The organism is Pseudomonas yamanorum, assembly GCF_900105735.1.
Classification (GTDB): domain Bacteria; phylum Pseudomonadota; class Gammaproteobacteria; order Pseudomonadales; family Pseudomonadaceae; genus Aquipseudomonas; species Aquipseudomonas yamanorum.
Window position 1 is genome coordinate 3007395 of record NZ_LT629793.1, and the last position, 26685, is coordinate 3034079.

The 26685-nt window shown below is 61.8% G+C and carries 20 protein-coding genes; 2 read left to right on the plus strand and 18 right to left on the minus strand.

The genetic code is table 11. The annotated features are described in order from the left end of the window. Nucleotides 1-258 precede the first annotated feature (258 nt). The 12 genes from hutG to hutC form a co-directional block, all read right to left on the minus strand. Nucleotides 259-1059, minus strand: a complete 801-nt coding sequence (gene hutG, locus BLU46_RS14245) for an N-formylglutamate deformylase (RefSeq protein ID WP_093202681.1) — start codon at nucleotides 1057-1059, stop codon at nucleotides 259-261. An 11-nt stretch (nucleotides 1060-1070) separates the two neighbouring features. Then, entirely contained in the window at nucleotides 1071-2276 is a 1206-nt protein-coding gene (gene hutI / locus BLU46_RS14250) for an imidazolonepropionase (protein WP_093202686.1), read from the minus strand. Nucleotides 2277-2292: 16 nt separating this feature from the next. Beyond that, a complete protein-coding gene (locus BLU46_RS14255; protein WP_063033490.1) occupies nucleotides 2293-3702 on the minus strand; it encodes an amino acid permease in 1410 nt (469 codons plus the stop codon). Between the two features lie 107 nt (nucleotides 3703-3809). After that, nucleotides 3810-5348: a histidine ammonia-lyase gene (gene hutH, locus BLU46_RS14260; RefSeq protein ID WP_093202690.1), complete on the minus strand. Its 1539-nt coding sequence runs from the start codon at nucleotides 5346-5348 to the stop codon at nucleotides 3810-3812. Between the two features lie 19 nt (nucleotides 5349-5367). Beyond that, nucleotides 5368-6891 carry a histidine ammonia-lyase gene (gene hutH / locus BLU46_RS14265; RefSeq protein WP_093202694.1) on the minus strand — a complete coding sequence of 508 codons (1524 nt, stop codon included), beginning with the start codon at nucleotides 6889-6891 and terminating at the stop codon, nucleotides 5368-5370. Between the two features lie 136 nt (nucleotides 6892-7027). Next, complete coding sequence (locus BLU46_RS14270) at nucleotides 7028-7852, minus strand: quaternary amine ABC transporter ATP-binding protein (RefSeq protein ID WP_063033492.1); 825 nt, start codon at nucleotides 7850-7852, stop codon at nucleotides 7028-7030. Then, the gene (locus BLU46_RS14275) at nucleotides 7849-8700 is read right to left on the minus strand and encodes an ABC transporter permease (protein ID WP_017478193.1); all 852 of its coding nucleotides are present in this window, start codon (nucleotides 8698-8700) and stop codon (nucleotides 7849-7851) included. Before BLU46_RS14275 ends, BLU46_RS14270 begins: the two co-directional genes overlap by 4 nt. 71 nt (nucleotides 8701-8771) lie before the next feature. After that, nucleotides 8772-9737, minus strand: coding sequence for an ABC transporter substrate-binding protein (locus BLU46_RS14280; protein WP_063033493.1), 966 nt, complete (start codon nucleotides 9735-9737; stop codon nucleotides 8772-8774). Nucleotides 9738-9806: 69 nt separating this feature from the next. Next, entirely contained in the window at nucleotides 9807-11264 is a 1458-nt protein-coding gene (locus BLU46_RS14285) for a purine-cytosine permease family protein (protein WP_093202697.1), read from the minus strand. 149 nt (nucleotides 11265-11413) lie between these two features. Continuing rightward, nucleotides 11414-13084 carry a urocanate hydratase gene (hutU, locus tag BLU46_RS14290; RefSeq protein WP_093210159.1) on the minus strand — a complete coding sequence of 557 codons (1671 nt, stop codon included), beginning with the start codon at nucleotides 13082-13084 and terminating at the stop codon, nucleotides 11414-11416. 324 nt (nucleotides 13085-13408) lie between these two features. After that, nucleotides 13409-13969, minus strand: a complete 561-nt coding sequence (locus tag BLU46_RS14295; protein WP_093202700.1) for a HutD/Ves family protein — start codon at nucleotides 13967-13969, stop codon at nucleotides 13409-13411. After that, on the minus strand, nucleotides 13966-14676 hold the full coding sequence (gene hutC, locus BLU46_RS14300; RefSeq protein ID WP_003217980.1) for a histidine utilization repressor: 711 nt from the start codon (nucleotides 14674-14676) through the stop codon (nucleotides 13966-13968). The genes BLU46_RS14295 and hutC overlap by 4 nt, the downstream gene beginning before the upstream one ends. Before the next feature lie 147 nt (nucleotides 14677-14823). On the opposite strand from hutC, the gene BLU46_RS14305 reads away from it, so the two are divergent. After that, entirely contained in the window at nucleotides 14824-16188 is a 1365-nt protein-coding gene (locus BLU46_RS14305) for a formimidoylglutamate deiminase (protein WP_093202704.1), read from the plus strand. 113 nt (nucleotides 16189-16301) lie between these two features. Here BLU46_RS14305 and BLU46_RS14310 read toward each other — a convergent pair whose 3' ends face one another. The 6 genes from BLU46_RS14310 to BLU46_RS14335 form a co-directional block, all read right to left on the minus strand. Further along, a complete protein-coding gene (locus tag BLU46_RS14310; protein ID WP_017478186.1) occupies nucleotides 16302-16871 on the minus strand; it encodes a lipocalin family protein in 570 nt (189 codons plus the stop codon). Nucleotides 16872-16903: 32 nt separating this feature from the next. Continuing rightward, a complete protein-coding gene (locus tag BLU46_RS14315; protein ID WP_003217986.1) occupies nucleotides 16904-17158 on the minus strand; it encodes a hypothetical protein in 255 nt (84 codons plus the stop codon). A 142-nt stretch (nucleotides 17159-17300) separates the two neighbouring features. Continuing rightward, nucleotides 17301-18311 carry a class 1 fructose-bisphosphatase gene (locus BLU46_RS14320; protein WP_003217989.1) on the minus strand — a complete coding sequence of 337 codons (1011 nt, stop codon included), beginning with the start codon at nucleotides 18309-18311 and terminating at the stop codon, nucleotides 17301-17303. A gap of 107 nt (nucleotides 18312-18418) precedes the next feature. Beyond that, complete coding sequence (locus BLU46_RS14325) at nucleotides 18419-19774, minus strand: DUF3999 domain-containing protein (protein WP_093202707.1); 1356 nt, start codon at nucleotides 19772-19774, stop codon at nucleotides 18419-18421. Beyond that, nucleotides 19774-23310 carry a DUF2339 domain-containing protein gene (locus BLU46_RS14330; protein ID WP_093202710.1) on the minus strand — a complete coding sequence of 1179 codons (3537 nt, stop codon included), beginning with the start codon at nucleotides 23308-23310 and terminating at the stop codon, nucleotides 19774-19776. Before BLU46_RS14330 ends, BLU46_RS14325 begins: the two co-directional genes overlap by 1 nt. Before the next feature lie 100 nt (nucleotides 23311-23410). Next, entirely contained in the window at nucleotides 23411-25861 is a 2451-nt protein-coding gene (locus BLU46_RS14335) for a glycogen/starch/alpha-glucan phosphorylase (protein ID WP_063033500.1), read from the minus strand. Between the two features lie 235 nt (nucleotides 25862-26096). Between BLU46_RS14335 and BLU46_RS14340 the strand changes: the two genes are divergently transcribed. Continuing rightward, nucleotides 26097-26531: a YkgJ family cysteine cluster protein gene (locus BLU46_RS14340; protein ID WP_076018122.1), complete on the plus strand. Its 435-nt coding sequence runs from the start codon at nucleotides 26097-26099 to the stop codon at nucleotides 26529-26531. Nucleotides 26532-26685: the final 154 nt, after the last annotated feature.

Consider the following 26685-nt stretch of genomic DNA (forward strand, 5'->3'; position numbering starts at 1 on the left):
GATGCGGTCTCACTCGGCAGTTTTTATTGTGGGAGTGGCGTCTGACGCGCCGTGCTCAACACCTTACCCAGCGAGACCTCGATCAAAGCGACCTGTGGCGACAGGGATTTGCACACAGACGACTTGGGAGGTGTGTTGCTGTTGAGGGCCTCTTCGCGAGCAAGCCCGCTCCCACATTCGACCGTGTTCCTCCTGAAGAAACACGGTCGAATGTGGGAGCGGGCTTGCTCGCGAAGGCTATCTCAGCAGCGACGCCAATCAGGAGTAATGCCGCTTGCCCCACGCCAGGAACCCTTCCAGCAGCTCCTTCAACACCGCCCGCGTCGGCTCGGCCAGGTCGGCGCGATAACGAAACGGCTCAAACTCTTCCATGTACGTGCACTGCCCCAACTCCAGCTGCACCGCGTGGATGTTCTCGGCCGGGTTGCCATAGTGTCGAGTGATATGGCCGCCCTTGAAGCGCCCGTTGAGCACATGGCTGTACTGCGGGTGACCGGCGCAGATGGCTTCCAATTGGCTGGCCAGTTGCGGATCGCAGGCCGCACCGTTGAAGGTGCCAAGGTTGAAGTCCGGCAGCTTGCCTTCGAACAGGTGCGGGATCACCGAGCGAATCGAGTGCGCATCAAACAATAGTGCATAGCCGAACTCAGCCTTGAGCCGGGCCAGCTCGTTCTGCAGGGTGCGGTGATACGGCGTCCACACCTGCTCCAGGTACGTGACGCGCTCGGCCTTGGAAGGCTCCAGGCCTTCTCGGAACAATGGCACACCGTCGAACAGCGTCGCCGGGTACAGGCCGGTGGTGGCGCCGACGTACAGCGGTTTGTCGTCGGAGGGCCGATTCAGGTCGATGACAAAGCGCGAATACTCCGCCGCCAGGGTGCTGGCGCCCAGTTCTTCGGCGAAGTCATACAGCGTGGGTATGTGCCAGTCGGTGTCCGGCAGGCTTTGCGCCTCGGGGATCAGCCCGGCTTGCACCGCCGGCGTCAGGCGCAGGCCCGCGTGGGGCATGCTGATCAGCAGCGGTACACGGCCTTGTTTGAAGTTCAGAACCTTATCCACAGCAGTACTCCTTAAACGGTGACATCGACGCCGTGGCGCACGACGCGTTTATCCAGCTCGCCACCCAGCCAGTAGGCCAGGTCAGCGGGACGATCAATCTGCCAGGCGACAAAATCCGCGACCTTACCCACCTCCAGCGAACCGTGGCTGTCCCCCAGACCCAAGGCGGTAGCCGCATGTTGCGTTGCGCCAGCCAGGGCTTCTTCCGGGGTCATACGAAACAGCGTGCAGGCCATGTTCAGCATCAAGCGCACCGACAACGCCGGCGAGGTGCCCGGGTTGAGATCGCTGGCGATGGCGATCTTTACACCGTGCTTGCGCAGGGCGTCCATCGGCGGCAACTGGGTTTCCCGCAGGAAATAGAACGCCCCCGGCAGCAACACCGCGACGGTGCCGGAAGCGGCCATGGCGATGGCGTCTTCCTCGGTCATGAATTCCAGGTGGTCCGCCGACAGCGCCTGATAACGCGCCGCCAGGCTGGAGCCGTGCAGGGACGACAACTGCTCGGCGTGCAGCTTCACCGGCAAGCCAAGCTTGTGTGCAGCGATAAAGACCCGCTCCACCTGCTCCGGCGAGAACGCCAGGTATTCACAGAAGGCGTCGACTGCATCCACCAGGCCTTCCGCTGCCAGCGCCGGCAGCATCTCGGCGCAGATGTGCTCGATGTAAGCATCGGCACGGTCCACGTACTCCGGCGGCAACGCGTGAGCTGCCAGGCACGTGCTGCGTACGCTCACCGGCAGCTCGGCGCCGAGGCGGCGGATCACCCGCAGAATCTTGCGCTCGCTGGCCAGGTCCAGGCCGTAGCCGGACTTGATCTCCACAGTGGTCACGCCATCCCGCAGCAAACTGCGCAGGCGCTTTCGGCTACTTTCAAACAGTTCATCTTCGGTCGCCGCCCGGGTGGCGCGCACGGTGCTGGCAATACCGCCACCGGCCGCTGCGATCTCGGCGTAGCTCACGCCTTCCAGACGCTGCTCGAACTCGCCGCTGCGATTGCCACCGAACACCGTGTGGGTGTGGCAGTCGATCAGCCCGGGCGTGACCCACGCCCCTTGCAGGTCATGGGTGGTTGCGTAGTCCGCCTTCGGCAGTTCGGCACGCGGGCCGATCCACTCGATGAGCGTGCCCGAGGTCACGATGGCGGCATCCTCGATGATCGAGTATTTGCCCTGGGCCATGGTTGCGACGTGGCAGTGTTGCCAAAGCGTTTTCATCAACGCCTCCGTTGGGTTATCGATGAGACAAAGCCGGGTCGTAATGAACCTTGGCTGCTTGCCCGGCGGAGGGTTTGACCCACAGCAGATAGGCAACGATCAGCAAGACGATCCACACGGCACCGACCATAAGGGCGGCCTGGGTGTCAGGGAAGTAACCCAGCACGCCGAAGATAAACAGCATGAACACGATGGCCGCCGCTGGCGCGTAGGGCCAGAACGGCACCGGGAATTTCAGCTCGGCAATCTGTTCCTTGGTCATCGAGCGACGCATGGCGACCTGAGTGACCAGGATCATCAGCCACACCCATACCGTGGCGAAAGTCGCAATCGAGGCGATCACCAGGAACACGTTTTCCGGGATCAGGTAGTTGAGCACCACACCGCCGAGCAACGCGGCGCCCATCACCACCACGGTCATCCATGGCACGCCCTGGCTCGAAAGTTGGGCAAAGCCTTTGGGCGCCTGCCCTTGCTGGGCCAGGCCGTACATCATGCGACCGGCGCCGAAGATGTCGCTGTTGATGGCCGAGACGGCGGCGGAGATCACCACGATGTTGAGGATGGTCGCCGCCGAGCCTATCCCCAGGTTGCTGAAGATCTGCACGAACGGGCTGCCCTGGCTGCCGATCTGCGGCCACGGGTAGATCGCCATCAACACAAACAACGTCAGCACGTAGAACAGCAGGATGCGCAGTGGCACGGCGTTGATCGCCTTGGGGATCACCCGTTGCGGGTCCTTGGCTTCGCCGGCGGTGATGCCGATGATTTCGATGCCGCCAAAGGCAAACATCACCACCGCGAAGGACGCAATCAAGCCGCCCACGCCGTTAGGCATGAAGCCACCGTGGGCCCACAGGTTGCTGAGGCCGGTAGCCGGCGCTTCGCCCGCCGAGTGAATGCCGAACAACATGATGCCGAAGCCGCCGAGGATCATCGCGACGATGGCGCCGACCTTGAGCAGTGACAGCCAGAACTCCATTTCGCCAAAGACTTTGACGTTGCACAGGTTCAGGCCGCCGATCAGCAACACGATGCCGAGCACCCAGACCCAGCGCGCGACTTCGGGAAACCAGAAGCCCATGTAGATGCCGAAGGCGGTGACGTCGGCGAGGCAGACGATGATCATTTCAAAGGCGTAGGTCCAGCCGAGGATAAAGCCGGCCATTGGGCCCAGGTAGGTGCTGGCGTACTGGCCGAAGGAGCCGGACACCGGGTTGTGCACGGCCATTTCACCGAGGGCGCGCATCACCATGAAGACGGCGGCGCCCCCGATCAGGTAGGCCAGAAGTACGGCCGGGCCGGCCATCTGGATGGCGGAGGCGGAGCCGTAGAACAGCCCGGTGCCGATGGCGGAACCGAGCGCCATGAAGCGAATATGTCGGGCGGAGAGCCCGCGTTTTAGCGTCTTTTCTTGCTGGTGCATTTCTCGTCCTTAATTATTTTTATCCTGAGAAAGTTCGAATCTGTAGAAGATCAAATGTGGGAGCCTCACCGGGGCTCGACAGCTCCCACACTGGACCGGTGTCGCTCTTACAAGCTCGGCAGCAACTTCGCCGGCACCAGCTCATTCAGGCAACGTGTTGCCAACAACTCACTGGCGGCGTTGATGTCCGGCGCAAAGAACCGGTCCTTCTCATAAAACGCCACTTTGCTGCGCAGGATCCCGCGCGCCTTTTCAAGGGCAGGCGAGGTTTTCAAGCCATTGCGCAGGTCCAGGCCCTGGCACGCCGCCAACCATTCCACCGCCAATACACCGCGGGTGTTCTCGGCCATTTCCCACAGGCGTTTGCCCGCAGCCGGCGCCATGGATACGTGGTCTTCCTGGTTCGCAGAAGTCGGCAGGCTGTCGACGCTATGGGGATGGGCCAGGGCCTTGTTCTCACTGGCCAATGCCGCCGCAGTCACCTGGGCGATCATGAAGCCGGAGTTCACACCGCCGTTGCCCACCAGGAATGGCGGCAGTTGCGACATGTGCTTGTCCATCATCAACGAGATACGACGCTCGCTCAGGGAGCCGATTTCCGCGATGGCCAACGCCATGTTGTCAGCGGCCATGGCCACCGGTTCAGCGTGGAAGTTACCGCCGGAAATCACGTCACCTTCAGCCGCAAACACCAACGGGTTATCCGATACGGCGTTGGCTTCCACCACCAGCACTTCGGCCGCCTGGCGGAACTGGGTCAGGCAGGCGCCCATGACTTGCGGCTGGCAACGCAGGGAGTACGGGTCCTGGACCTTGTCGCAGTTCTCGTGGGACTGGGACACTTCGCTGCTCTCACCCAGCAGGGCGCGATACGCGGCGGCAGAGTCGATCTGGCCACGCTGGCCACGGGCAGCGTGAATGCGTGCGTCGAACGGCGAGCGCGAACCCAGTACGGCTTCCACCGTCAGGGCGCCACAGGCCAATGCACCGGCGAACAGGTCTTCGCCTTCGAACAGGCCGCGCAGGGCATAAGCGGTGGACACCTGAGTGCCGTTGAGCAGGGCCAAGCCTTCTTTGGCGGCCAGGGTCAGCGGCGTCAGGCCGGCGACTTTCAGCGCCTCGGTGGCTCCCAGCCATTCGCCTTTGTAACGGGCCTTGCCTTCGCCCAGCAGCACCAGCGACATGTGGGCCAATGGCGCCAGGTCACCGGAGGCACCCACCGAACCTTTCAACGGAATGTGCGGGTACACCTCGGCGTTGATCAGGGCGATCAGCGCGTCGATGACCTGCCGGCGAATCCCGGAGAAACCACGGCTCAGGCTGTTGACCTTGAGCACCATGACCAGCCGCACCAGCGCATCGCTGATGGGCTCACCCACGCCAGCGGCGTGGGACAGCACCAGGGAACGCTGGAGGTTTTCCAGGTCTTCGCTGGCGATGCGAGTCGAGGCCAACAGGCCGAAACCGGTGTTGATGCCGTAGGCGGTGCGGTTCTCGGCGAGAATCTGCTCCACACAGGCAACACTGGCTTCGATCTGGGCCGAGGCGCTGTCATCCAGGCTGAGGGTTACCGGCTGCTGGTAGATGGCCCGCAGTTGGGCAAGGCTCAGTTGGCCTGGAATCAGATTTAGCGCAGTCACATTCATACTCCTTTTGAATTAGGTTTCAGTGCAAATTCGGTAAAACACGGTTCAACAAATCGGAAGCCTTGAGCAACGCGGCGGTGGCTGCGATGTCCGGCGCCAGCCAGCGGTCCTGGTCGTAGGCCGGGACGTGTTCACGCAACAAACCCCAGGCGGCGTCGGTGCCGGCGCCGAAGCGTTGCTCCTGGAGAAATTCGAACGCCTGGGCCGCCAGCAGGTACTCGATGGCGAGGATCTGGGTGACGTTTTCCAGCACCGAATACAGCTTCAGCGCGGCGTTGGTGCCCATGCTCAGGTGATCTTCCTGCAAGCCCGAGGTGACGAAGTTGTCGAGCACCGCCGGTTGCGCCAGCTGGCGGTTTTGCCCGCACAGCGAGGCCGCGACGTACTGCACGATCATCATCCCGGAGTTGACCCCGGGGTTGCTCACCAGGAACGCCGGCAGGCCGCTGACATGCGGGTTGATCAGGCGGTCCAGGCGGCGCTCGGCGATGGAGCCGATTTCCGCCATGGCGATGGCGAGCATGTCTGCCGCCAGGGCCACGGACTGTCCGTGAGGGTTGGCCTGGGACACCACGCGGTAGTCGTCCGGGGTACCGAGCACCAGTGGGTTATCAGTGGCGCCGTTGAGTTCGGTTTCGATCTGGCGGGTGGCATGTTCCAGTTGGTCGCGGGCGGCGCCGTGCACCTGGGGAATCGAACGGATGCTCAGGGCGTCCTGGGTACGAATGCCTTTGCTGCTGGCGATCACTTCACTGCCGTCCAGCAACGCCCGCAGGTTGATGCCCACTTGCTGCATGCCCGGGTGCGGCTTGAGGGCAATGATTTCTTCGTCGAAGGCGTCGATCTGGCCGCGCTGAGCTTCGAAACTCATGGCACCGATTACGTCGGCCCATTGCAGCAGGCGGTGCGCATCGGCCAAGGCCAGGCAACTGAGGCCGGTCATGCACGGCGTGCCATTGACCAGGCACAGCCCGTCCTTGGCACCGAGCACCACCGGCTGCAAACCTTCTTCGGTCAGCGCCTGATGCGCCGGAACGATACGGTCCCGGTAGCTGACGTCGCCGACGCCGAGCAAGGCGACGCCAATGTGCGCCATGTGGGTCAGGTAACCCACCGAGCCCTGGGACGGCACTTGCGGCGTGATGCCATGGTTGAGCAGCCCCAGCAGCGAATGCACCACCTGCGGATGCAGGCCGGATTTGCCGTGGCTGTAGTTGATGATCGCCGCGCAAATGATCGCGCGGGTTTGCTCCACACTCAGTGGCGCGCCGACGCCGCAGGCATGGCTGAGCAAGGTGTTGCGCGACAGCCGGCTCAGTTGTTCGTCCTTGAGCGACACATTGCACAAGGCGCCCAGGCCGGTATTGATGCCATAGGCGCGCTCGCCGCTGCTGACGATGCGCTGGACGATGGCCTGGGCATTGTCGATGCGAGCCCAGGCGTGGCCCGAGAGTTCGAGGATCGCACCGTGGCGGGCCACGGCGACCACGTCCTGCCAACGCATCGGGGCGTCGGCGATGATGATTTTTTCAGCCTGGGACATCTTTGTACCTTCTTCAATTCTTGTGCAGCCTTACCGGCCTCTTCGCGGGCAAGCCCGCTCCCACAGGGGAATGCATTTCAAATGTGGGAGCGGGCTTGCCTGCGATAGCGCCAGTCAACTCACCACACATCGCGGGTCAAACCACCGCAGCCCGCCGCTGAACAAACCGGTCCACATATTCATCCGCCGGCGAATGCAGGATTTCCCGGGGCGTGCCGACCTGGATCAGCTTGCCGTCCTTGAGGATCGCAATGCGGTTGCCGATGCGCACGGCCTCGTCGAGGTCGTGGGTGATAAAGACGATGGTCTTGTGCAGGGTCTTTTGCAGCTCCAGCAACTGGTCCTGCATCTCGGCGCGGATCAGCGGGTCGAGGGCGCTGAACGCTTCGTCCATCAGGATGATGTCGGTGTCGGCCGCCAGGGCGCGAGCCAGGCCCACCCGTTGGCGCATGCCGCCGGACAGCTGGTGCGGGTATTTGTTTTCGTAGCCTTTGAGGCCCACGGTTTCGATCCAGTGCAGCGCACGCTCGGTGCACACTTGCTTGGTTTCGCCGCGCACTTTCAGACCGTAGGCGACGTTGTCCACCACGCTCTTGTGGGGCAGCAGGCCGAAGCTCTGGAACACCATGCTGATCTTGTGCCGGCGGAATTGGCGCAGGGCTTCCATGTCCAGTTGCAGGATGTCTTCGCCGTCCACCAGGATCGCGCCGCTGGTGGGGTCGATCAGGCGGTTGAAGTGGCGCACCAGGGTCGACTTGCCGGAACCCGACAGGCCCATGATCACGAAGATCTCGCCGGTGCCGATGCTCAGGGACAGGTCGTTCACACCCACCACGCAACCGGTCTCGGCCAGCACCTGGTCCTTGGTCTTGCCCTGGCCAATCAGCGCCAGCGCTTCCTTGGAACGATTGCCGAAGATCTTGAATACGTTTTTGACTTCAATCTTGCTGACGGTAGTCATTTGCTCGCCTCATGCCGTGGACGACCATAGGCCTGGGTAATGCGGTCGATGACCACTGCGAGAATCACGATCGCCAGACCGGCTTCAAGGCCACGTCCAACGTTAAGCGTCTGGATACCGACCAATACATCTTCACCCAGTCCACGAGCACCGATCATCGAGGCGATGACCACCATCGACAGGGCCATCATGGTGGTCTGGTTGATCCCGGCCATGATGCTCGGCAGGGCCAGCGGCAGTTGCACGCCGAACAGTTGCTGCCAGCGGTTGGCACCGAAGGCGTTGATCGCTTCCATGACTTCGCCGTCTACCTGGCGAATGCCCAGGTCGGTCAGGCGAATCAGTGGAGGAGCGGCGTAGATCACGGTGGCGAAAATCGCCGGGACCTTGCCCAGGCCGAACAGCATCAGCACCGGGATCAGGTACACGAAGCTGGGCATGGTTTGCATGATGTCCAGCAGCGGCATCAGCACCGAACGCAGGCGATTGCTACGGGCCGACAATATTCCCAGGGGAATGCCGATCAGCACCGAGATCACCGTGGCCACCATCATCAGCGCCAGGGTTTGCATCAGCTTGTCCCACAGGCCAACAGCGCCCACCAGGAACAGCAAACCGACGATTACCGCTGTAGTGACGACCTTGCGCGTGGCGTGCCAGGCGATACCGCCGACAATTGCCAGCATCAGCCACCAGGGTGCTGCGCGCAGCACACCTTCAAGATTGACGATGGCCCACAACAGGGTGTCGGAGATGTGCCGGAACACATCGCCGTAGTTGGTCACCAGCGAATCAACCCAACTGTTGACCCAATCGGCGATGGAAAACGTAAAACTCTCAGGAAACATAGTGTGCTCTCGATCCAGTGGGTTGTGGCCGGGCGTCCGGTTGCCTGCGAGGGCAACCGGAAACGCTCAACCTACAAGGCCGCGTCGATTTTCTTGGCTGCGTCGTCGCTCACCCATGCGTGCCAGACTTCAGGATGTTCCTTGAGGAAAATTTTCGCCAGTTTTGGTGATTCAATTCGTTCTTTGGCCATGCGGCCCAGGTTCTGGTTCAGCAGGTCGATGGGCAGGTTGACCTTCTCCAGCACAGCCACCAATTCCGGGGCTTGCTCGTGGAAGGTCTTGGACAGACCGACCTTGATGCTCACGCTTTTATCCACACCGGGCTTTTCTTCCAGCTTCACCAAGTCGACCTGGCCCATCAACGGGGTGGGCGACCAGTAGTAGAACAGGATCGGCTCGCCACGCTTGTAGCTCGACAACACCGCCGCATCCAGCGCCGGGCCGGTGCCTGGGCGGAAGTTGGTGTAGGTGCTTTCCAGGCCATAGCTTTTCAGCATCTCGCTGTTGTCCAGCTCACAGGTCCAGCCGGCCGGGCAGTTATAGAAACGGCCCTTGGACGGCTCTTCCTGGTCCTTGAACACCGAGGCGTATTTGGCCAGGTCGGCGATGCTTTTCAGGTCCGGTGCCTTGGGTTCCAGCTTGCGCTTGGCGTCGCCTTCGATCACATAGCGCGGCACGTACCAACCTTCGACAGCACCCACGACCGGAGCACCGACACCGACGACCTTGCCGGCCTTCTCAGCCTTGTTCCAGACTTCGCTGCGGCCTACCCACTCCTCGGCGAATACCTGGATGTCATTGCTGCTCAGGGCGTTTTCCATGGTGATGGAGTTACCCGGCAGGCTGTCGGTTTTGCAGTCATAGCCTTTTTCCAGCACGGTTTGCAGGATGTCGGTCAGCAACATGCCGCTTTCCCAGTTCAAACCGGCAAATTTCACCGGTTTGCCGGACTCGCACCAACCGGCCGCCTGGGCGCCAGCAGAAGCCAGCAAGCCTGCCGAAAGCAAAGTGGCCAACAGGGTCTTATTCATTTTCATTGTTGTGACGCTCCCAATCTTGAAATGGATTACGGCAGTCAGTAGGCATCCTGCCCTGTCCACGTCCCATCAGGCCTGTGCAGCCAGCCCGTTTGTCGTTGGTGCAGCGCCCTGCTCTACCGGCAGGATCAAGTGTTCAGGTATTGCGCTGTGCCACTTCTTGGCAGCCCAGTAGTACAGCGCAGCCGGCACAACCAGGCCGATGATCCAGGAGATATCGGTGTCGCCGAGGCTGGCGACCAGTGGCCCGGTGTAGAAATGCGTGGAGATGAACGGCATCTGAATCAGCACGCCAAACACGTAGATGCTGATGCCCATCAGGTTCCAGCGACCGTAGCGGCCGTCGGGATTGGACAGCGCCGGGATGTCGTAGCGTTCTTTGGTGATGCAGTAGAAATCCACCAGGTTGATCGCGCTCCAGGGCGTGAAAAACGCCAGCAGGAACAGGATGAACGCGGAGAAATCCTTGAGGAACGAGTCCTTGCCCAACAACGCCAGCGCGGCGGCAAGCGACACCATGACGAAGATGTACAACAGGCGCGTGCCACTGCCGATATGTCGGCTGCCACGAAAGCCGCTGATGATCGTCGCGATGGACATGAAGCTGCCGTAGGCATTCAGGGTGGTCACGGTGACCTTGCCGAAAGCGATGCTGAAATACAGCAGCGCTGCGACGACCCCGGTGCCGCCCAAGCCGACGATAAACGACACTTCATGGTGAGCGAATTGCGATCCGGCCAGGGCCGCCGCAAACACCCCAAACACCATCGAAGCCTGCGCGCCGATCACTGAACCCAGGCCCACGGCCCAGAAGGTTTTCGACGCTTGCGTGCTGCGTGGCAAATAGCGCGAGTAGTCCGCCACGTAAGGGCCGAACGCAATCTGCCAGGACGCCGACAGGGAAATCGCCAGCAGGAAACTGCTCAGGGAGAAATGCTTGTTGCCCAGCAACGCACCGATGTCGTTACCGGCCAGCAGCTTGTAGAACAGGTACACGAAGGCAACCACCCCCAGCACGCTGGCGATGCGACCGATACCGTGGATCACCCGGTAGCCGAAGATCGTGAACACCATAATCAGCCCCGCGAACAACACGATGCCGACCCAGTCTTCGACGTGGAGCAACTGCGCCACCGCCTGCCCCGCCAGCAACGAGCCGCTGGCGGAAAACCCGATGTACATGAGGCACACCAGCACCAGCGGGATCACCGCGCCATAAACGCCAAACTGCACGCGGCTGGAGATCATTTGTGGCAAGCCCAATTGCGGGCCCTGGGCTGCGTGCAGCGCCATGACGCCGCCACCCAGCAGTTGACCGATCAACAGACCGATCAACGACCAGAACACATCACCGCCCAGCACCACGGCCAGGGCCCCGGTGACAATCGCGGTGATTTGCAGGTTGGCACCCAACCACAGGGTGAACTGACTCAATAGACGGCCGTGTCTTTCCGCTTCCGGGATGTAGTCGATCGAACGCCTTTCGATCAACGGGGTGGTGCTTGCACGAGCGTCTGTTACAGCCATTTATGTTCAACCTCTGATGGATTGTTCTGGATGCGGATTGCTCTTCTGTGGGAGCTGGCTTGCCTGCGATGGCATCACCTCGGTCTTACTGAAAAACCGAGTCGTCTGCATCGCGGGCAAGCCCGGCTCCCACAGGACCGAGCCTGTCTTTACTTGATCATCGGGAGATTGAGGCCCTGCTCTTTGGCGCAGTCGATGGCGATCTGGTAACCCGCATCGGCATGACGCATCACGCCGGTGGCCGGGTCGTTGTGCAGTACGCGGGCGATGCGCTCGGCCGCTTCGTCGGTACCGTCGCAGACGATCACCATGCCGGAGTGCTGGGAGAAGCCCATGCCGACGCCGCCGCCGTGGTGCAGCGAAACCCAGGTCGCGCCGCTGGCGGTGTTGAGCAAGGCGTTGAGCAGTGGCCAGTCGGACACGGCGTCGGAACCGTCCTGCATCGATTCGGTTTCACGGTTGGGGCTGGCCACCGAGCCGGAGTCCAGGTGGTCGCGACCAATCACGATCGGCGCCGACAGCTCGCCGCTGCGCACCATTTCGTTGAATGCCAGGCCGAGCTTGGCGCGCTGACCCAGGCCAACCCAGCAGATACGTGCCGGCAAGCCCTGGAAGCTGATGCGCTCGCGGGCCATGTCCAGCCAGTTGTGCAGGTGGGCGTCGTCCGGGATCAGCTCTTTGACTTTGGCGTCGGTCTTGTAGATGTCTTGCGGGTCGCCCGACAGCGCAGCCCAGCGGAACGGGCCGATGCCACGGCAGAACAGCGGGCGGATGTAGGCCGGTACGAAACCCGGGAAGTCAAAGGCGTTTTTCACGCCCTCTTCCTGGGCCATCTGGCGGATGTTGTTGCCGTAGTCGAAGGTCGGCACGCCCATTTTCTGGAAGTCCAGCATCGCCTGAACGTGCACCGCCATGGATTGCTTGGCGGCCTTGATCACTTCGGCCGGTTCGGTCTTGGCGCGGGCGCGGTATTCGTCCCAGGTCCAGCCGGCGGGCAGGTAACCGTTGAGCGGGTCGTGGGCGCTGGTCTGGTCAGTGACCATGTCAGGGCGCACACCGCGCTTGACCAGTTCCGGCAGGATTTCCGCCGCGTTGCCCAGCAGGGCGATGGAGATCGCGCGGCCTTCCTTGGTGTATTTCTCGATGCGCGCCAGTGCGTCGTCGAGGTCGGTGGCTTGCTCGTCGACGTAGCGGCTGCTCAGGCGGAAATCGATGCTGACCTGCTGGCATTCGATGTTCAGCGAGCAGGCGCCAGCGAGGGTCGCGGCCAGCGGCTGGGCGCCGCCCATGCCGCCGAGGCCGGCGGTCAGGACCCAACGGCCCTTGAGGTCATCGTTGTAGTGTTGGCGGCCGGCTTCGACGAAGGTTTCGTAGGTGCCCTGCACGATGCCCTGGCTGCCGATGTAGATCCAGCTGCCAGCGGTCATCTGGCCGTACATGGCCAGGCCCTTGGCGTCGAGTTCGTTGAAGTGTTCCCAGCTGGCCCAGTGCGGCACCAGGTTGGAGTTGGCGATCAGTACGCGCGGGGCATTGCTGTGGGTCTTGAATACGCCGACGGGTTTGCCGGATTGCACCAGCAGGGTTTCGTCGTCGTTGAGGTTGGTCAGGCTTTCGACGATCTGGTCATAGCATTCCCAGTTGCGCGCGGCACGGCCGATGCCGCCGTACACCACCAGTTCTTTCGGGTTCTCGGCCACCTGTGGGTCGAGGTTGTTCATCAGCATGCGCAACGGCGCTTCAGTCAGCCAGCTTTTGGCGGTGAGCTTGTTGCCACGGGCAGCGCGGATTTCAACGTCACGGTACTTGGTAGGCTTGGTCACAAAAAACTCCTCAACGATCAATGCGCGAACATGATTGGTGCGAAGAGGATGTTCATGGACTCTTACGCACACATCTTTACTTGTACATACAAGCATATGCAATCAAGCGGCCAACTTGGCTGAGGGCCGCTGCAGATTTTTTGCGAACGGGAGCGCAAGCCTTTAAGAACAAGGCTTAGCAGCTTGATGAATTTTCTTGCAGGAGTTTTTTACAGCGAGGGAGGCTTGTTACTCAGGCAGGCTTTTGCGCCATGCTGGGGCATTCGGTAACAAGTTGGTGCGGGGTCTTGGAAACACGATGTGGGGGGAAGCCCCCCCACTTGTTCAAGCCCGTGCAGTCAGTTCGATGACGCAGCAACGGCCGGTGACGCTGACGTCCAGCAGGCCGGTGTTACCGTCCAGTTGCAGGCAGTCGTGACGGTTCAGCCGCTCGCCGAGCACCTTCACCTCATCGGCCACACTGAACACCAGCACGGTGTGGGCGGCGCTGAAGAAGCGCTGCGTACCGTCCATCCATTGCAACCGCGCTTGATAGCGTTGCGGCGAATAGATGAGGTTGAAATCGCGGATCGGCCCACCGATCAATCGGCAGGCCACTTGGCTGTCACCCTTGAACGGGAACGGCTGCAGCGGTAACAACCCGAGTTGCTCCTCGCCGTCCACCGTCAGCACCATGCCCGAACCTTGCAGCACGGTGATGATCCGCTGATACCCGGCAAAGGTGGAGAACCCGCCCGACTCGGCGATATCGGCAATCGACAGGCGCCAGCCGAAACCGTCCAGGCCCTCGCCCGCGTCACGGGTGATTTCTTCAGTGCTGCCGCCACCGTTTTTCCACGGCATGCGGATGTAATCGGCGGCGCGCCAGACTTTCATCGAACTCATTTACTGAAACGTCCTTCCAGGCTATGACGGGAACCGGGGTGGATCAAACGCGCAGCCGTGACCGGCTGGCGGCCAGACCAAGTGCGACGGCGAATCAACAGGCATGGCTCGCTGGTTTCGATTTGCAGCAACTTGCATTCATCGGCGTCGGCCAGGATCGCCTCCACCACGTGCTCGCCTTCGGTCAGCGGCGCCACCTGGTTGAGGTAGGCATAAGGCGTTTGCTGGGTGAAATCCTGCTGCAGGTATTCCGGCGCGACCAGGGCGTTGACGAAGCGGTCTTCGATTTGCACCGGGATGTCGTTTTCGTAGTGCACGATCAACGAGTGGAACACCCGACCGCCTTCGCGCATTTCCAGGGCGACAGCGCGCTCGGAACCGGCGGCTTCTTCACCGAGGGTGATGACTTTGCACGTATGACGATGACCGCGAGAGGCGATCTCATCGGCAATGTTGTGCACTTCAAACAGCGCCGATTGACTCTTGGGCTCGGCGACAAAGGTGCCCACACCTTGCATGCGCACCAGCAGGCCTTCGGCGGTCAATTCGCGCAGCGCGCGGTTGATGGTCATGCGGCTGAAGCCCAGCTGGTTGACCAGTTCGCTTTCCGACGGCACGCGATAATGCGGCGGCCAATTGCCGTTGAGAATCTGCTGGCTGATCATCTGTTTGACGCGGGCGTACAAGGGCGCCGGACTTTCGTCCATGTGGGCAGCCAGTGGAGACTTGGCAGGCGGAGTCGGCACGAGAAATCCTTGTAGGTGAAAAAGAAGCATAGCTTGCCGGAGTTTACCGAGCAGGCAAACGTCTGTATATGTATATACAAATAAACACACGACCGGGGTGCCTGAATCATGTCCGCTTTCTTTGCCGAACGCGCGCTGCTGCCTAATGGATGGGCCAACGATGTACGTCTTGAAGTCAGCGCCGATGGCCTGCTGATCAAGGTTGAGCCCAACGCCAGTGCAGACGGTGCCGAACGGCTCAGGGGCCCGGTGCTGGCGGGCATGCCGAACCTGCATTCCCACGCGTTCCAGCGGGCGATGGCCGGGCTGGCGGAAGTGGCCGGCAACCCGAATGACAGCTTCTGGACCTGGCGTGACCTGATGTACCGGATGGTTGGCAAGATCAGCCCCGACCAACTGCAGATCATCGCGCGCCAGCTGTATATCGAAATGCTCAAGGCCGGCTACACCTCGGTGGCCGAATTTCACTACGTGCACCACGACGTCAGCGGCCAGCCTTATGCAGACCCCGCCGAGCTGTCGCAACAAATCAGCCAGGCCGCCGCCAGCAGCGGTATCGGCCTGACCTTGCTGCCGGTGCTCTACAGCCACTCCGGTTTTGGCGGCCAGGCGCCCAATGAAGGCCAGCAGCGCTTTATCAACAGCACCGAGCATTACCTGAACCTGCAATCACGCCTGCAACCGATTCTGGCTGCGCAACCGGCGCAACAGCTGGGCCTGTGCTTCCACTCGCTGCGCGCGGTAACACCCCAACAGATCAGCGACGTGCTGGCCGCCAGCGACAAGACGTGCCCGGTGCATATCCATATCGCCGAGCAGCAAAAGGAAGTCGACGACTGCCTGGCCTGGAGCGGCCAGCGTCCGCTGCAATGGCTGTATGACCATGTTGAAGTGGATCAGCGCTGGTGCCTGGTGCACGCCACCCACGCCAACCCGGAAGAAGTGACGTTGATGGCCAAGAGCCGGGCGATTGCCGGGCTGTGCCTGACTACTGAAGCCAACCTGGGGGACGGAATTTTCCCGGCGGTGGACTTCCTGGCCCAAGGCGGGCGCATGGGGATTGGTTCCGACAGCCATGTATCGCTGAGCGTGGTGGAAGAATTGCGCTGGCTGGAATATGGGCAGCGGCTGCGGGACCAGCGGCGCAACCGGCTGTATCGCAGCGATCAACCGATGGTCGGCCGTACGCTGTTCGATGCCGCGCTGGACGGCGGTGCCGAAGCGCTGGGGCAGCCGATTGGACGCCTGGAAGTCGGCAAGCGTGCGGACTGGCTGGTGCTGGATGGCAACGATCCGTACCTGGCGACGGCAAACGAAGACGGGATTCTCAATCGCTGGCTGTTTGCCGGTGGTGATCGCCAGGTGCGCGATGTGCTGGTGAACGGCCAGTGGGTGATTCGCGATGGGCATCACGCCGCCGAAGAAGACAGCAGCCGGGCGTTTACCCAGGTCCTGCGGGATTTGCTGGGCTAACAGACGACACATAACAAAATGTGGGAGCTGGCTTGCCTGCGATAGCGATGGTGAATCCAACACCGCTATCGCAGGCAAGCCAGCTCCCCCATTGGAACGATGGCGTTCTTCCGTTACTGCGAAGTCTTCGCCATCTGCTTGTCCGACGTACGCCAGATCAAGCGCGTGGTGTCATACCCCTGTTGTCGCGCCCTGCTCAGCAGGTCTTCGCGGGTGTCGGCGCTGACCGTCGGCGTGCGCGACAATAACCACATGTAGCGCCGGCTAGGGCTGCCGACAATGGCGGTCTTGTAGTCATCGCTGACGTACAGCACCCAGTAATCGCCCTTGGCCACGCCCGGCAACAGCGAGGTGAACCAGTTATTGAATTCCACCCACAGTTTGTCGGTCCTGCCGGCGACCTGCGGCGTGGCCGTGCCCTTGGCTTCTTGCCATTTCCACTCAGGCGTCAGGCAGCGGTTGAATACCGACATATTGCCGTCGGGCAACAGCGTGTAGCGGGCTTCGGACTGTGCGCAATTGCGCTGGAAGTACATCGGCAAACGGGCCAACTCATACCAGGTGCCCTGGTAACGCTTGAGGTTGACGCTGCCGACAGTCTTGGGTTGCAGATCATCGCCAGAATGGCTGGCGCAGCCCGCCAAAAACAGGCTGGCGCAGAGGTATAGAACGAAACGCATCATGTTGTTTTTCTCCCGCAGGCTTTCGCCCCGGTTTACTTCAGGCCTTGCCCGGAAAAAATCAGTACTTTGTCACCGGCGTATTGCACGCTGATAAAGCTGTTTTTATCGCCCCAGGTGCAACTGGACATACCCAGCGCGCCAGAGCAATCAGTCGGCTTACCCAGCAACGACTCCACTTCGGCCTTGGGCATGCCGGCCGACAGTTTTGCGTAATTTTCTTGGGTGACCTTGCTGCAAGCGGCCAGAAGCACGCAAAACGACAACAGGGCGAGACGGCGTAACGACATGGAATAACTCCTGGAGAGACGAAGCAGCTTGGGGGTCTGCCAGAAGCTTAGAAGGGAAAAGGGGTGTCTGGTTCCCGACGAGCGAAAACAAAAAACCCCGAAAACGCTGAAACGTTTCGGGGCTTTTGCTTACCGCAAAGACTTACGCCTTGTGGTAGCCGGTCACACGCTCAACTTCTTCCTTCGACCCCAGGAACACCGCCACACGCTGGTGCAGGCCTTCAGGCTGGATGTCGAGGATGCGCTGGTGGCCGTCGGTGGACGCACCGCCCGCCTGCTCAACCAGGAACGACATCGGGTTGGCTTCGTACATCAGGCGCAGTTTGCCCGGCTTGGACGGCTCGCGGCTGTCACGTGGGTACATGAACAAACCACCACGGGTCAGGATACGGTGCACGTCGGCGACCATCGCAGCCACCCAGCGCATGTTGAAGTTCTTCTTCAGCGGACCTTCTTCGCCTGCCATCAACTCACCCACATAGCGGGTAACCGGCTCTTCCCAGTGGCGCTGGTTGGACATGTTGATCGCAAATTCCTGGGTGGACGCGGGAATGGTGATGTCTTCGTGAGTGAGCACGAAGCTGCCCATTTCACGGTCCAGGGTGAAGCCTTTGACGCCGTCGCCCAGGGTCAGCACCAGCATGGTCTGCGGGCCGTAGATCGCGTAACCGGCAGCGACCTGCTCGGTGCCTGGCTGCAGGAAAGCCTTTTCGTTCAGGGCTTCGTTCTGGCTCAGGTATTCGTTCGGGCAACGCAGTACCGAGAAGATGGTGCCAACCGGCGCGTTGATGTCGATGTTCGACGAACCGTCCAATGGGTCGAATACCAGCAGGTAGGCGCCTTTCGGGTACTTGCCCGGGATCTGGTAGGCATTGTCCATTTCCTCGGACGCCATGCCGGCCAGGTGACCACCCCATTCGTTGGCTTCCAGCAGGATTTCGTTGGAAATCACGTCGAGTTTCTTCTGCACTTCGCCTTGTACGTTTTCAGTGCCCATGCTGCCCAGGACACCACCCAATGCGCCTTTGGAGACGGCGTGGCTGATTTCCTTGCAAGCACGCGCCACCACTTCGATAAGGAAGCGCAGATCGGCAGGCGTGTTGTTGCTGCGGGTCTGCTCGATCAAATAGCGACTCAGGGTAACGCGGGACATGGAAGGCTCCGGAAAGTGGGGGCTAAAAACCCGCGCAGTTTAACGCGAGTCGGGGCGTATTTCCTCCTATCAGAGGATTTAAACCCAATAGAGTTCATGGACTTTATTTAACGTGCCACCGGCGGCTTGCGCAGCAAACTGTAGGCCATGGCGCCCAGCGCCGCCACACCGAGCAGCAGCACGGCCCAAAGACCGAGCTTTTTCCAGTTCGGCCCGGCATCAACAGGGGTCGCAACCGCAGGCGAAGTCACCACCGCTTCGCCCGCCACGTTGGCCTGCCCAAGCGTGGCGAAGCGTTCAGCACTGTAATCCGGGATCAACGTCGACAGCGGCAAATTCGCGCCTTTCACCGACGGATTGCCCAACGCCAACGTGAACGGTGGCTCGCCCCGTGCCAGAAAAACCAACTGCGTGGCCCGCACCGCAAAGCTCAGCGTCGGCGCCTCCACACCCAAGCCACCGCCGCGTTCGTCCACGTTGAGCTTGAGCTGCGCAACGGCCTGCCCGGGCAACTGCAATTCGTTCTGTAAAACGTCCTGGCCATTTTGCGTCAGTCGATAGAGTAAGCCACTGCTCAAAGGCTGCCAGGCCTGATTGCTCTCTCGGCGGCCCGACAGAGTGACCGGTGCGAGGCTGTTGGGTTGGCTCAGGTCGATACGCAGACGTTCGACATTCAGTGCGCTGGGCAACTGCCAGCTGTATTCCCCGGCCTTGAGACGGCTGCCCGACAATGGCTGCGACCACACCAGCGGCAACGGCAGGCTATGGGCGCTGACACTCTCCAACTGCGCCGACGTCAGTGTCGGTGCGGCCTGGCCTTTCCAGAGCAGGCGCAGGTACCGCGCCGACTGCCCAGGCAAACTCACTTCGTGCTGCTCGACCCGCTCATCGGCAAACGACAGTCGCGCCACCTGCCCTTCGCCCCAGGCACGCCAGTGCTGCAAGTCGTCGCTGGCTTCGATGCTGAAACGCTGGAAGCCGTCGCGCTCACTGGTCCAGTCGAGAACCAGTTGCTGCAACGGCGCCTTGATCCCACTGGCGTCGAGCAGCCAGCCGCGCAGGACCTCTTCGCCTGCCTCCAATTGGCTAGGCGGCTGCACTTGCACCAACGTGCCGGTGGAAGTGGATTGCACACGCACGCTGGGCACGGCTTCAGCGGAGTCGGCCGCGGCGTACAGCGGGAACCACTTCACGTTGGACAGGCTGCGGCTTTCGGTGCTTTGCACCGACTGCCGCGCCAGCGCGTAGGCCTGGGGTTCGCCGGCTGCGTTGAACACCCGCACATCACTCAGGTCGGCCTGACGGGCGCTCAATTGCACCGCCAACGGCAGCTCCAGGCGGTACCACGGGCCTCCACCACTGACCGTCAGCGGCACCCGCGTGGTGAAGTCGGCGGGCGTTTCCTGGGCCCAGGCCGATAACGTAGTGCACATCCCCAAAAGCGCCACACTCAGCTTGCCCATCAAGAGGCCACTCCTTCAGTTTCAACCACCGGCTCGGGGCGCTTGGGCGGCAGCGGGGCGAAATAGCCCACCACCAGCAACAGCCCGCCCACACCGATAAACGATACGATCCGCGCCAGCCCGCCGCGGTTGCTCAATTCGACGAAGAACAATTTGGCGACCACCACGGCAATCAACGCCGCACCGATCAACCACACCTCACGCCGGTGACGCAGATGGCCACCGATCATCAGGCTCAGGGCAATCAAGGTCCAGACGATCGACAACCCGGCCTGCACCAGCATCGACTCCAGCAACGCATCCAGATGGAACGGCACGCCGCCCCAATGGTGAGCCGTGCGCATCACCAGCGTGGTGAAGAAGGCGAACAACGACGCACCGGCGACCGCCTGGGCGACCAGCTCGGCGCGCGGCCCGCGTTCTGGTGCGGCACTGCGAGACCATAGGTACACACCCAGCAGTGCGAACAACAATCCCAGATCCAACGGGTTAAGCAGCGGTACATACGGCAACGGCTCGGCGGTGCCGTCGCTGAAGATATTCGCCAGCCAGAACCAGCCGAGCATCAGCACCGCCAGCGGCAGCGCGGCATACAACCGGTACTCGCGTGGGTACGCCGACACCGGCCACGGCCAACTGCGCGGCGCAGCGGCCAGCACCAGATACAGGCTCGGCAGAATCGCCCAGCCCAGCCAGCGCCAGGCGTTGTATTCCTCGGACAGCAGCAACAGGCCGTAGCGCAACTCCAGCGCCAGCACGCCGATCAGCAGCCAGCAACCGAGCACGTGCGCGGCGCCCAGGGCTTTTTCCGGGATGACCAACGCCAGGCGCCGCAGCGACATGAAGTGCACCGCAAATACCGCTGCCCACGCCAGCCAGGCGAAATTCGCCGCCGGGTGATAACGCGAGCCCCACGCGCCCAGCAACACCACGCCCGCCGCCGGCATCAACAGCGTGCAAAGCAAGCCCAGCGACGCCCATTGCAGCCGCAAGGCCAATACGGCCCAGATCGCCACACTCACCGCCGCCACCGCCAATAGCCAGGTACCTTGCAGCATCGACGGCGCAAAACGCAGCACTTCACTGACCAACGCCAGCGTCCACCAGCCCGCGCCCCACACCAGCAGCACGTCGGACAGCCGCTGCAAACTCAGCGTTTCGAACACCGGTGCATGTGGCCGGCGCTGCAAGCGCCAGGCACCGACCAGCGCTGCCAGCCCGAGCACCATTGGCGTCCAGAAACCGCTATGGCCCAAAGGACGCAAACCCTCGCTGGCCAGCGGCCCGAGCAGGTCCGGCACCGCGATCAGGAACGAAGCGCCACCGATCACTTGCAGCAACAACCCGAAGACAAAACTGACGCGTTGTTGCAGATACAGGCTCAGCCAGATGATCAACAAACCACTGGCCGCCCACACGCCGCTGGCGGTTTCCCACGGCAGCACGAACAGCACCGCCAGGTTGATCAGCACCAGCCCGGCCAGCAACACCACCGACAGGCCACGCAACAACCGCGCATCGCTGCGCACCATGGTGTCCCGCGCGGCTAGCAGCATGCCGCCAATCAACGCCAGACCAATCAGCGAAGCCGTGAGCAGCCCGCTCCATCCCGCACTGAACACCGCGCCGGAATCGGCGCCCGTCCGCAACCGCAGCAGGAACAGCGCCCCACCCAGCAGTTGCACGGCAAACGCGGTAAAGAGGAACGTGCGCGAGCCGATGCGCAGCCCGACCAGCAGGGTCGCAAGACCCGCTATCGCCCAACTGATGGCGGTGCCTTGGGTCGACAGCAGCAGCGGCGCAAGCAGGTACAAGAAACCCAGGCCGACGCTGGCCAACACCGGCAAGCCACGACGCTCCCACTGCGCCGCTTGCTCCACCGGCGCCTTGCGCAACTGGAAGAAACTGAACAGCAATGCCGCACCCAGCAACAACGCACCCAACGGTGCGCCATCCAACAGACTGGTCTCGCCCACCCGCAATTCGCTGAGGAACGCCAGCGCGGAGCCGACTTGCAACAGCAAGCCAAACGCCCGCGCCAACGGCCGTTGCTGGCGTAGGCCGAGCCAGAAGATCCCGGCGCCTTCCACGGCCCAGGCCGCCGCGGTCCAGCGTACGTCGAGGCCCAAGGGAATCGCCAGGCTGGCAAAGATCACGCCCAGCGCCAGGCAGGTTTCCGCCAGCAGCAAGGCGCGCCCGCCGCTCAACAAACGGGCCAGGCCCATGTAGGTAATGCCCAGGGCCAGCGCACTGAACGCGGCGGCAAACTCCAGGTGCTGCACCAGCGCAAACTGCAAACCGAAGCCCACCAGCGGCGGACCGAACAGCATGCTGCCGTCAACGTAATCACCTTTGGCCGCTGACCAACGCAGCAGCGCGCCACGGCTGTCATCGTCCGGCGCGTCGCGCATCTCCAGCAACTTGCGCCGGGCGAACAACAGGCCGATGCCCAGGTACATCAGGAAAAATAGAATCAGGAACGGCTCGGTGCTCCACAGCAACTCCGGCGTATAAGAGCGCATGCCCCAAGCGAAGCCGATACCGAAGGTGCCGACAAAACCGATCAGGTTGAGCAGGCGCCAGGCCTTGAACCAGGCGATGGCGAGAATGCCCGCGTTAAGCAGGGCGAAGTAACTGAACAGCGCCACATGATTGCCAGCGCCGGTAGACGTAAGAATAGGTGCGGCAAAACCGCCGAGGGCGGCGGCGCAGGCCAGGCCGAGGGCGTCCTGGGTGATCGCCAGGATCGCCGAGAACACCGTGACAGCCACCAGCAAGCCGAGGGCTGCACCGGGATCAAGCAACGGATGCAGGCGCATCGCGGCGAATACCGTCAGGTACAACACGGCAATACCGGTGCCTTGCAGCATCAACCCGTAGTTGCTATTGCGCAGCCGCAGCCACCAACCCAGGCCCAGCAAGGCCAACGCACAGCCGGCAACACCGGCATAACGCAGCTCGATCGGCACCACCATGCCTTCAGTGGCATAACGCAGCAGGAACGCCAGACCGAGGAACAACAGCACCACGCCGACCCGCAGCACGGTGTTGCCACCGAACAGCCAGTTGCGGGCACCGCTGATGGCGCGTTCGATGAAGTTGGGGCCGCGAGGTAACGCAGGCGCGGCGGGTTGTTCAGGGATGCTGGCGCTCGGCTCAGCCCTCCACACGTCAGCCGGCAATGGCTGGCTGGGCTCGGCCACCACGGTTGCGTAGGCAGGTTCCAGGTCGGCGGGTAATTCCCAGACGAGTTCGGGCGGCGCCGCTACCGGCAGCGGCTCTTCGACAAAGACAGGTTCAGGGGCTTCAACGGCGGCAGGCCTTTCCAGCAGAGCCAGGCGTTGCTCGACCACCTTCAGGGCGTTCCGGGCCGACTCCAGCTGACGGCCTTGCTCCTCCGTACGCGAGGCAAGCATCGACAGGCGAATCGCCTGGCCAATGCCCAAACCGAGCAACGCACCAATGCCCGCATCACTGAACGACTCATCGAGCGTCCAGCCGAGCACCAGGCCAATCAGCATGAAAATCCATTGCATGGTGGATATCCCTAAGCAGCCCGAAGCGGGCGGAACCGGCGCTTAGTATATCGACAAGGCCCAACACAGGTTGGGCCTTGGGGCACAGATTAAGAAAAACTCAGTCCAGAGCTTTCCAGATCTCCGTCGCATACTCCCGGATGGTCCGGTCCGACGAGAACCACCCCATGCGCGCGGTATTGAGCACCGCCGAGCGCCACCATTCCTTGGAATCGTGCCAATGAGCCTCGACCCGCGCCTGGGCATCCCAGTAGGAATCAAAGTCGGCACAGACCAGGAAGCGGTCGTAGTCGATCAGCGAATCCACCAACCCGGCATAACGGCCCGGATCATCCGGCGAGAACACCCCGCCGCGAATCGCTTGCAGTACGTCATTCAAGCGATGAGACGCGGCAACGTCTGGCCCGGCATTGAACTCTCCGGCATGCTTGCGCGCTTCAACCTGCTCGGCACTGAGGCCGAAGATAAACATGTGATCCGCGCCGACACGCTCGTGCATCTCGACGTTGGCGCCGTCCATGGTGCCGATGGTCAGTGCACCGTTGAGGCCGAACTTCATGTTGCTGGTGCCCGACGCCTCAAAGCCGGCAGTGGAAATCTGCTCCGACAGGTCAGCCGCCGGAATGATGCTTTCCGCCAGGCTGACGTTGTAGTTGGGCAGGAACACCACCTTGAGCAACCCACGCACGGTGGGGTCGTTGTTGACGGTGCGGGCGATGTCGTTGGTCAGCTTGATGATCAGCTTGGCCTGGTGATAGCTGGCCGCTGCCTTGCCGGCGAATATCTTCACCCGCGGCACCCAATCGGTGCCCGGCTCGGCACGGATCGCCTGGTACAGCGCGACGGTGTGCAGCAGGTTCAACAGCTGGCGCTTGTACTCGTGGATCCGTTTGACCTGCACATCGAACATCGCCGCCGGGTTGACCGAAACCCCCAGGCGCTCGTGAATGATGTCGGCCAGCGCCCTTTTGCTATGCAGACGCTGCTCGGCGAAGGCTTTGCGGAACGCTTGCTTCTCGGCGAAGGTTTCCAGCTCAACCAGACGGGTTTCGGTGTTGTCGAGAATGTCCGGACCCAGCGCTTCCACCAGCATCGCGGTGAGTTTTGGATTCGCCTGGAACAACCAGCGGCGAAACGTAATGCCGTTGGTTTTGTTATTGATGCGGTCCGGGTAGAGCTTGTGCAGTTCAGAGAACACCGTGCTGCGCATCAGTTGGGTGTGCAGGCCCGACACGCCGTTCACGCTGTGGGAGCCGAGGAACGCCAGGTTGCCCATGCGTACGCGGCGGCCGTTGTCTTCCTCGATCAACGAGACGGCGCGCAGTACGTCGAAGTCGTGGATGCCTTTGGCCCGGAGCGAGTCGATGTGCTGGGCATTGATCAGGTAGATGATCTGCATGTGCCGCGGCAGCATGCGTTCCATCAGGCCGACCGGCCAGGTTTCCAAAGCCTCGGGGAGCAAGGTGTGGTTGGTGTACGACAGGGTTTCGACGGTCACGTCCCAGGCGGCATCCCACGGGATGTCGTGCAGGTCCACCAACTGGCGCATCAACTCGGCCACCGCAATCGACGGGTGCGTGTCGTTGAGCTGGATGGCCGCGTGTTCGCCCAGGCTCAGCACCGAGCCGTGCATGTTTTTGTGGCGACGCAGCAAGTCCTGCAACGAGGCGGAAACGAAGAAGTATTCCTGGCGCAGGCGCAGTTCCTGCCCCGCTTCGGTGCTGTCGGCCGGGTAGAGCACTCGGGAGATGCTTTCGGCGCGGGCCACTTCGGCGACAGCGCCCAGGTGGTCACCGGCGTTGAAGCGTTCCAGGTGCAGGTCTTCCACCGCACGGGCACGCCACAGGCGCAAGGTGTTGACACTTGCGCCGCGCCAGCCGACCACCGGGGTGTCATACGCTACCGCGCGTACAGTTTCATTCGGTGACCACACCTGAATCGACTTGCCGGACGCGTCCAGCACGGTTTCCACACCACCGCCAAAGCCGATCGGGTAGATCACTTCGGCGCGCTCGAACTCCCAAGGGTTGCCGAAATCCAGCCAGCGTTCGGTTTGTTCCTGCTGCCAGCCGTCGACAATTGCCTGGCGGAACAGCCCATGCTCATAACGAATGCCATAGCCGTGGCCGGCAATGCCCAGTGTCGACATGCTTTCCATGAAGCACGCCGCCAGGCGGCCAAGACCACCGTTGCCCAGGGCCGCGTCGGGCTCCAGCAGGCGAATGCGCTCCATGTCCACACCGAGCTCACTCATGGCCTCACGGGCCACGTCCAGCAAGCCGAGGTTGCTCAGACTGTCGTAGAGCAGACGGCCGATCAGGAATTCCAGCGAGAGGTAATAGACCCGCTTCTGTCCCTTGCGGTAGATGTGTCGCGTGTGGTCCATCCAGTGGTCGACCATGTGGTCGCGGGCGGCCAGTGCGATAGCTTCGAACCAGTCGTGGTCGAAGGCATGATCGGGGTCCTTGCCCACCGCATAGGTCAGTTTGGTCAAGACGGCATCGCGAAATGCGGCTACCTCTGCTTCTCGTACAAGCGGTTCCTGAGACATCGATGCGACCTCGGGCGAGATAGAAGGAGTTGCTAGAGCCTAGACGGTCTGACAGACGGTAGACGCTCTGGTTCGGCAGTTTTTTAACTCATTCACCTTTGCATGATTTAGATGCAGGGGCCGTGCCCGTTTGTAGCCCGTCACAGCCTTAGAGCTGAAACCTGGAAGATATTGTTCAAAAAACCACCAATTCCGGTATGATCCCGCGCCGGATAACACCCCTCTTGGAAACCTGATGAAGCCTCAACTGATCGCCGCCGCGGAACTCGACCGTCTCGAGACCTGGCAGAAATACTCAAGCCATATGTGTGGCGGCTGTGTGTCAAGCTGCTGCACCCTACCGGTTGAGGTGAAGATCAAGGACCTGATCCGCATCGGCATCGTCGATGAATTCGAGCGTGGCGACCCGCCGAAGAACATCGCCAAGCGCTTGCAGAAGGAAGGTATCGTCGAGCGCTTCAATGCCAAATCCGAGATCTTCACCCTGCAGCGCATGAGCAACAACGATTGCCTGTACCTGGATCGTAAGAGCCGCTTCTGCACTATTTATGACAAGCGCCCGGATACTTGCCGCAATCACCCGAAAATCGGACCGCGTCCGGGGTATTGCGCGTACAAGCCGAAGGAAGTGGTGCGCGAGACCAAGTTGCGCACGCTCGATAAGTTTTGATCCGAATTCTTTATTGCTTGAACGACCGCTTTCGCGAGCAAGCCCGCTCCCACATTTGAAATGCATTCCAACTGTGGGAGCGGGCTTGCTCGCGAAGAGGCCGGCACAGTCACCACACAATCCCCAGACAAACAAAAACGCCCCCGACCTTGCG

What these genes read in the sequence shown, in the direction of transcription:
- BLU46_RS14305 (WP_093202704.1), top strand. Translation starts at nt 14,824, where the DNA reads ATGTCCGCTTTCTTTGCCGAACGCGCGCTGCTGCCTAATGGATGGGCC.
- hutH (WP_093202694.1), bottom strand. Translation starts at nt 6,891, where the DNA reads ATGTCCCAGGCTGAAAAAATCATCATCGCCGACGCCCCGATGCGTTGG.
- BLU46_RS14325 (WP_093202707.1), bottom strand. Translation starts at nt 19,774, where the DNA reads ATGGGCAAGCTGAGTGTGGCGCTTTTGGGGATGTGCACTACGTTATCG.
- BLU46_RS14335 (WP_063033500.1), bottom strand. Translation starts at nt 25,861, where the DNA reads ATGTCTCAGGAACCGCTTGTACGAGAAGCAGAGGTAGCCGCATTTCGC.
- BLU46_RS14285 (WP_093202697.1), bottom strand. Translation starts at nt 11,264, where the DNA reads ATGGCTGTAACAGACGCTCGTGCAAGCACCACCCCGTTGATCGAAAGG.
- hutC (WP_003217980.1), bottom strand. Translation starts at nt 14,676, where the DNA reads ATGGACGAAAGTCCGGCGCCCTTGTACGCCCGCGTCAAACAGATGATC.
- BLU46_RS14320 (WP_003217989.1), bottom strand. Translation starts at nt 18,311, where the DNA reads ATGTCCCGCGTTACCCTGAGTCGCTATTTGATCGAGCAGACCCGCAGC.
- BLU46_RS14310 (WP_017478186.1), bottom strand. Translation starts at nt 16,871, where the DNA reads ATGATGCGTTTCGTTCTATACCTCTGCGCCAGCCTGTTTTTGGCGGGC.
- BLU46_RS14255 (WP_063033490.1), bottom strand. Translation starts at nt 3,702, where the DNA reads ATGCACCAGCAAGAAAAGACGCTAAAACGCGGGCTCTCCGCCCGACAT.
- BLU46_RS14280 (WP_063033493.1), bottom strand. Translation starts at nt 9,737, where the DNA reads ATGAAAATGAATAAGACCCTGTTGGCCACTTTGCTTTCGGCAGGCTTG.
- hutI (WP_093202686.1), bottom strand. Translation starts at nt 2,276, where the DNA reads ATGAAAACGCTTTGGCAACACTGCCACGTCGCAACCATGGCCCAGGGC.
- hutH (WP_093202690.1), bottom strand. Translation starts at nt 5,348, where the DNA reads ATGAATGTGACTGCGCTAAATCTGATTCCAGGCCAACTGAGCCTTGCC.
- BLU46_RS14330 (WP_093202710.1), bottom strand. Translation starts at nt 23,310, where the DNA reads ATGCAATGGATTTTCATGCTGATTGGCCTGGTGCTCGGCTGGACGCTC.
- BLU46_RS14340 (WP_076018122.1), top strand. Translation starts at nt 26,097, where the DNA reads ATGAAGCCTCAACTGATCGCCGCCGCGGAACTCGACCGTCTCGAGACC.
- BLU46_RS14295 (WP_093202700.1), bottom strand. Translation starts at nt 13,969, where the DNA reads ATGAGTTCGATGAAAGTCTGGCGCGCCGCCGATTACATCCGCATGCCG.
- BLU46_RS14270 (WP_063033492.1), bottom strand. Translation starts at nt 7,852, where the DNA reads ATGACTACCGTCAGCAAGATTGAAGTCAAAAACGTATTCAAGATCTTC.
- BLU46_RS14315 (WP_003217986.1), bottom strand. Translation starts at nt 17,158, where the DNA reads ATGTCGTTACGCCGTCTCGCCCTGTTGTCGTTTTGCGTGCTTCTGGCC.
- BLU46_RS14275 (WP_017478193.1), bottom strand. Translation starts at nt 8,700, where the DNA reads ATGTTTCCTGAGAGTTTTACGTTTTCCATCGCCGATTGGGTCAACAGT.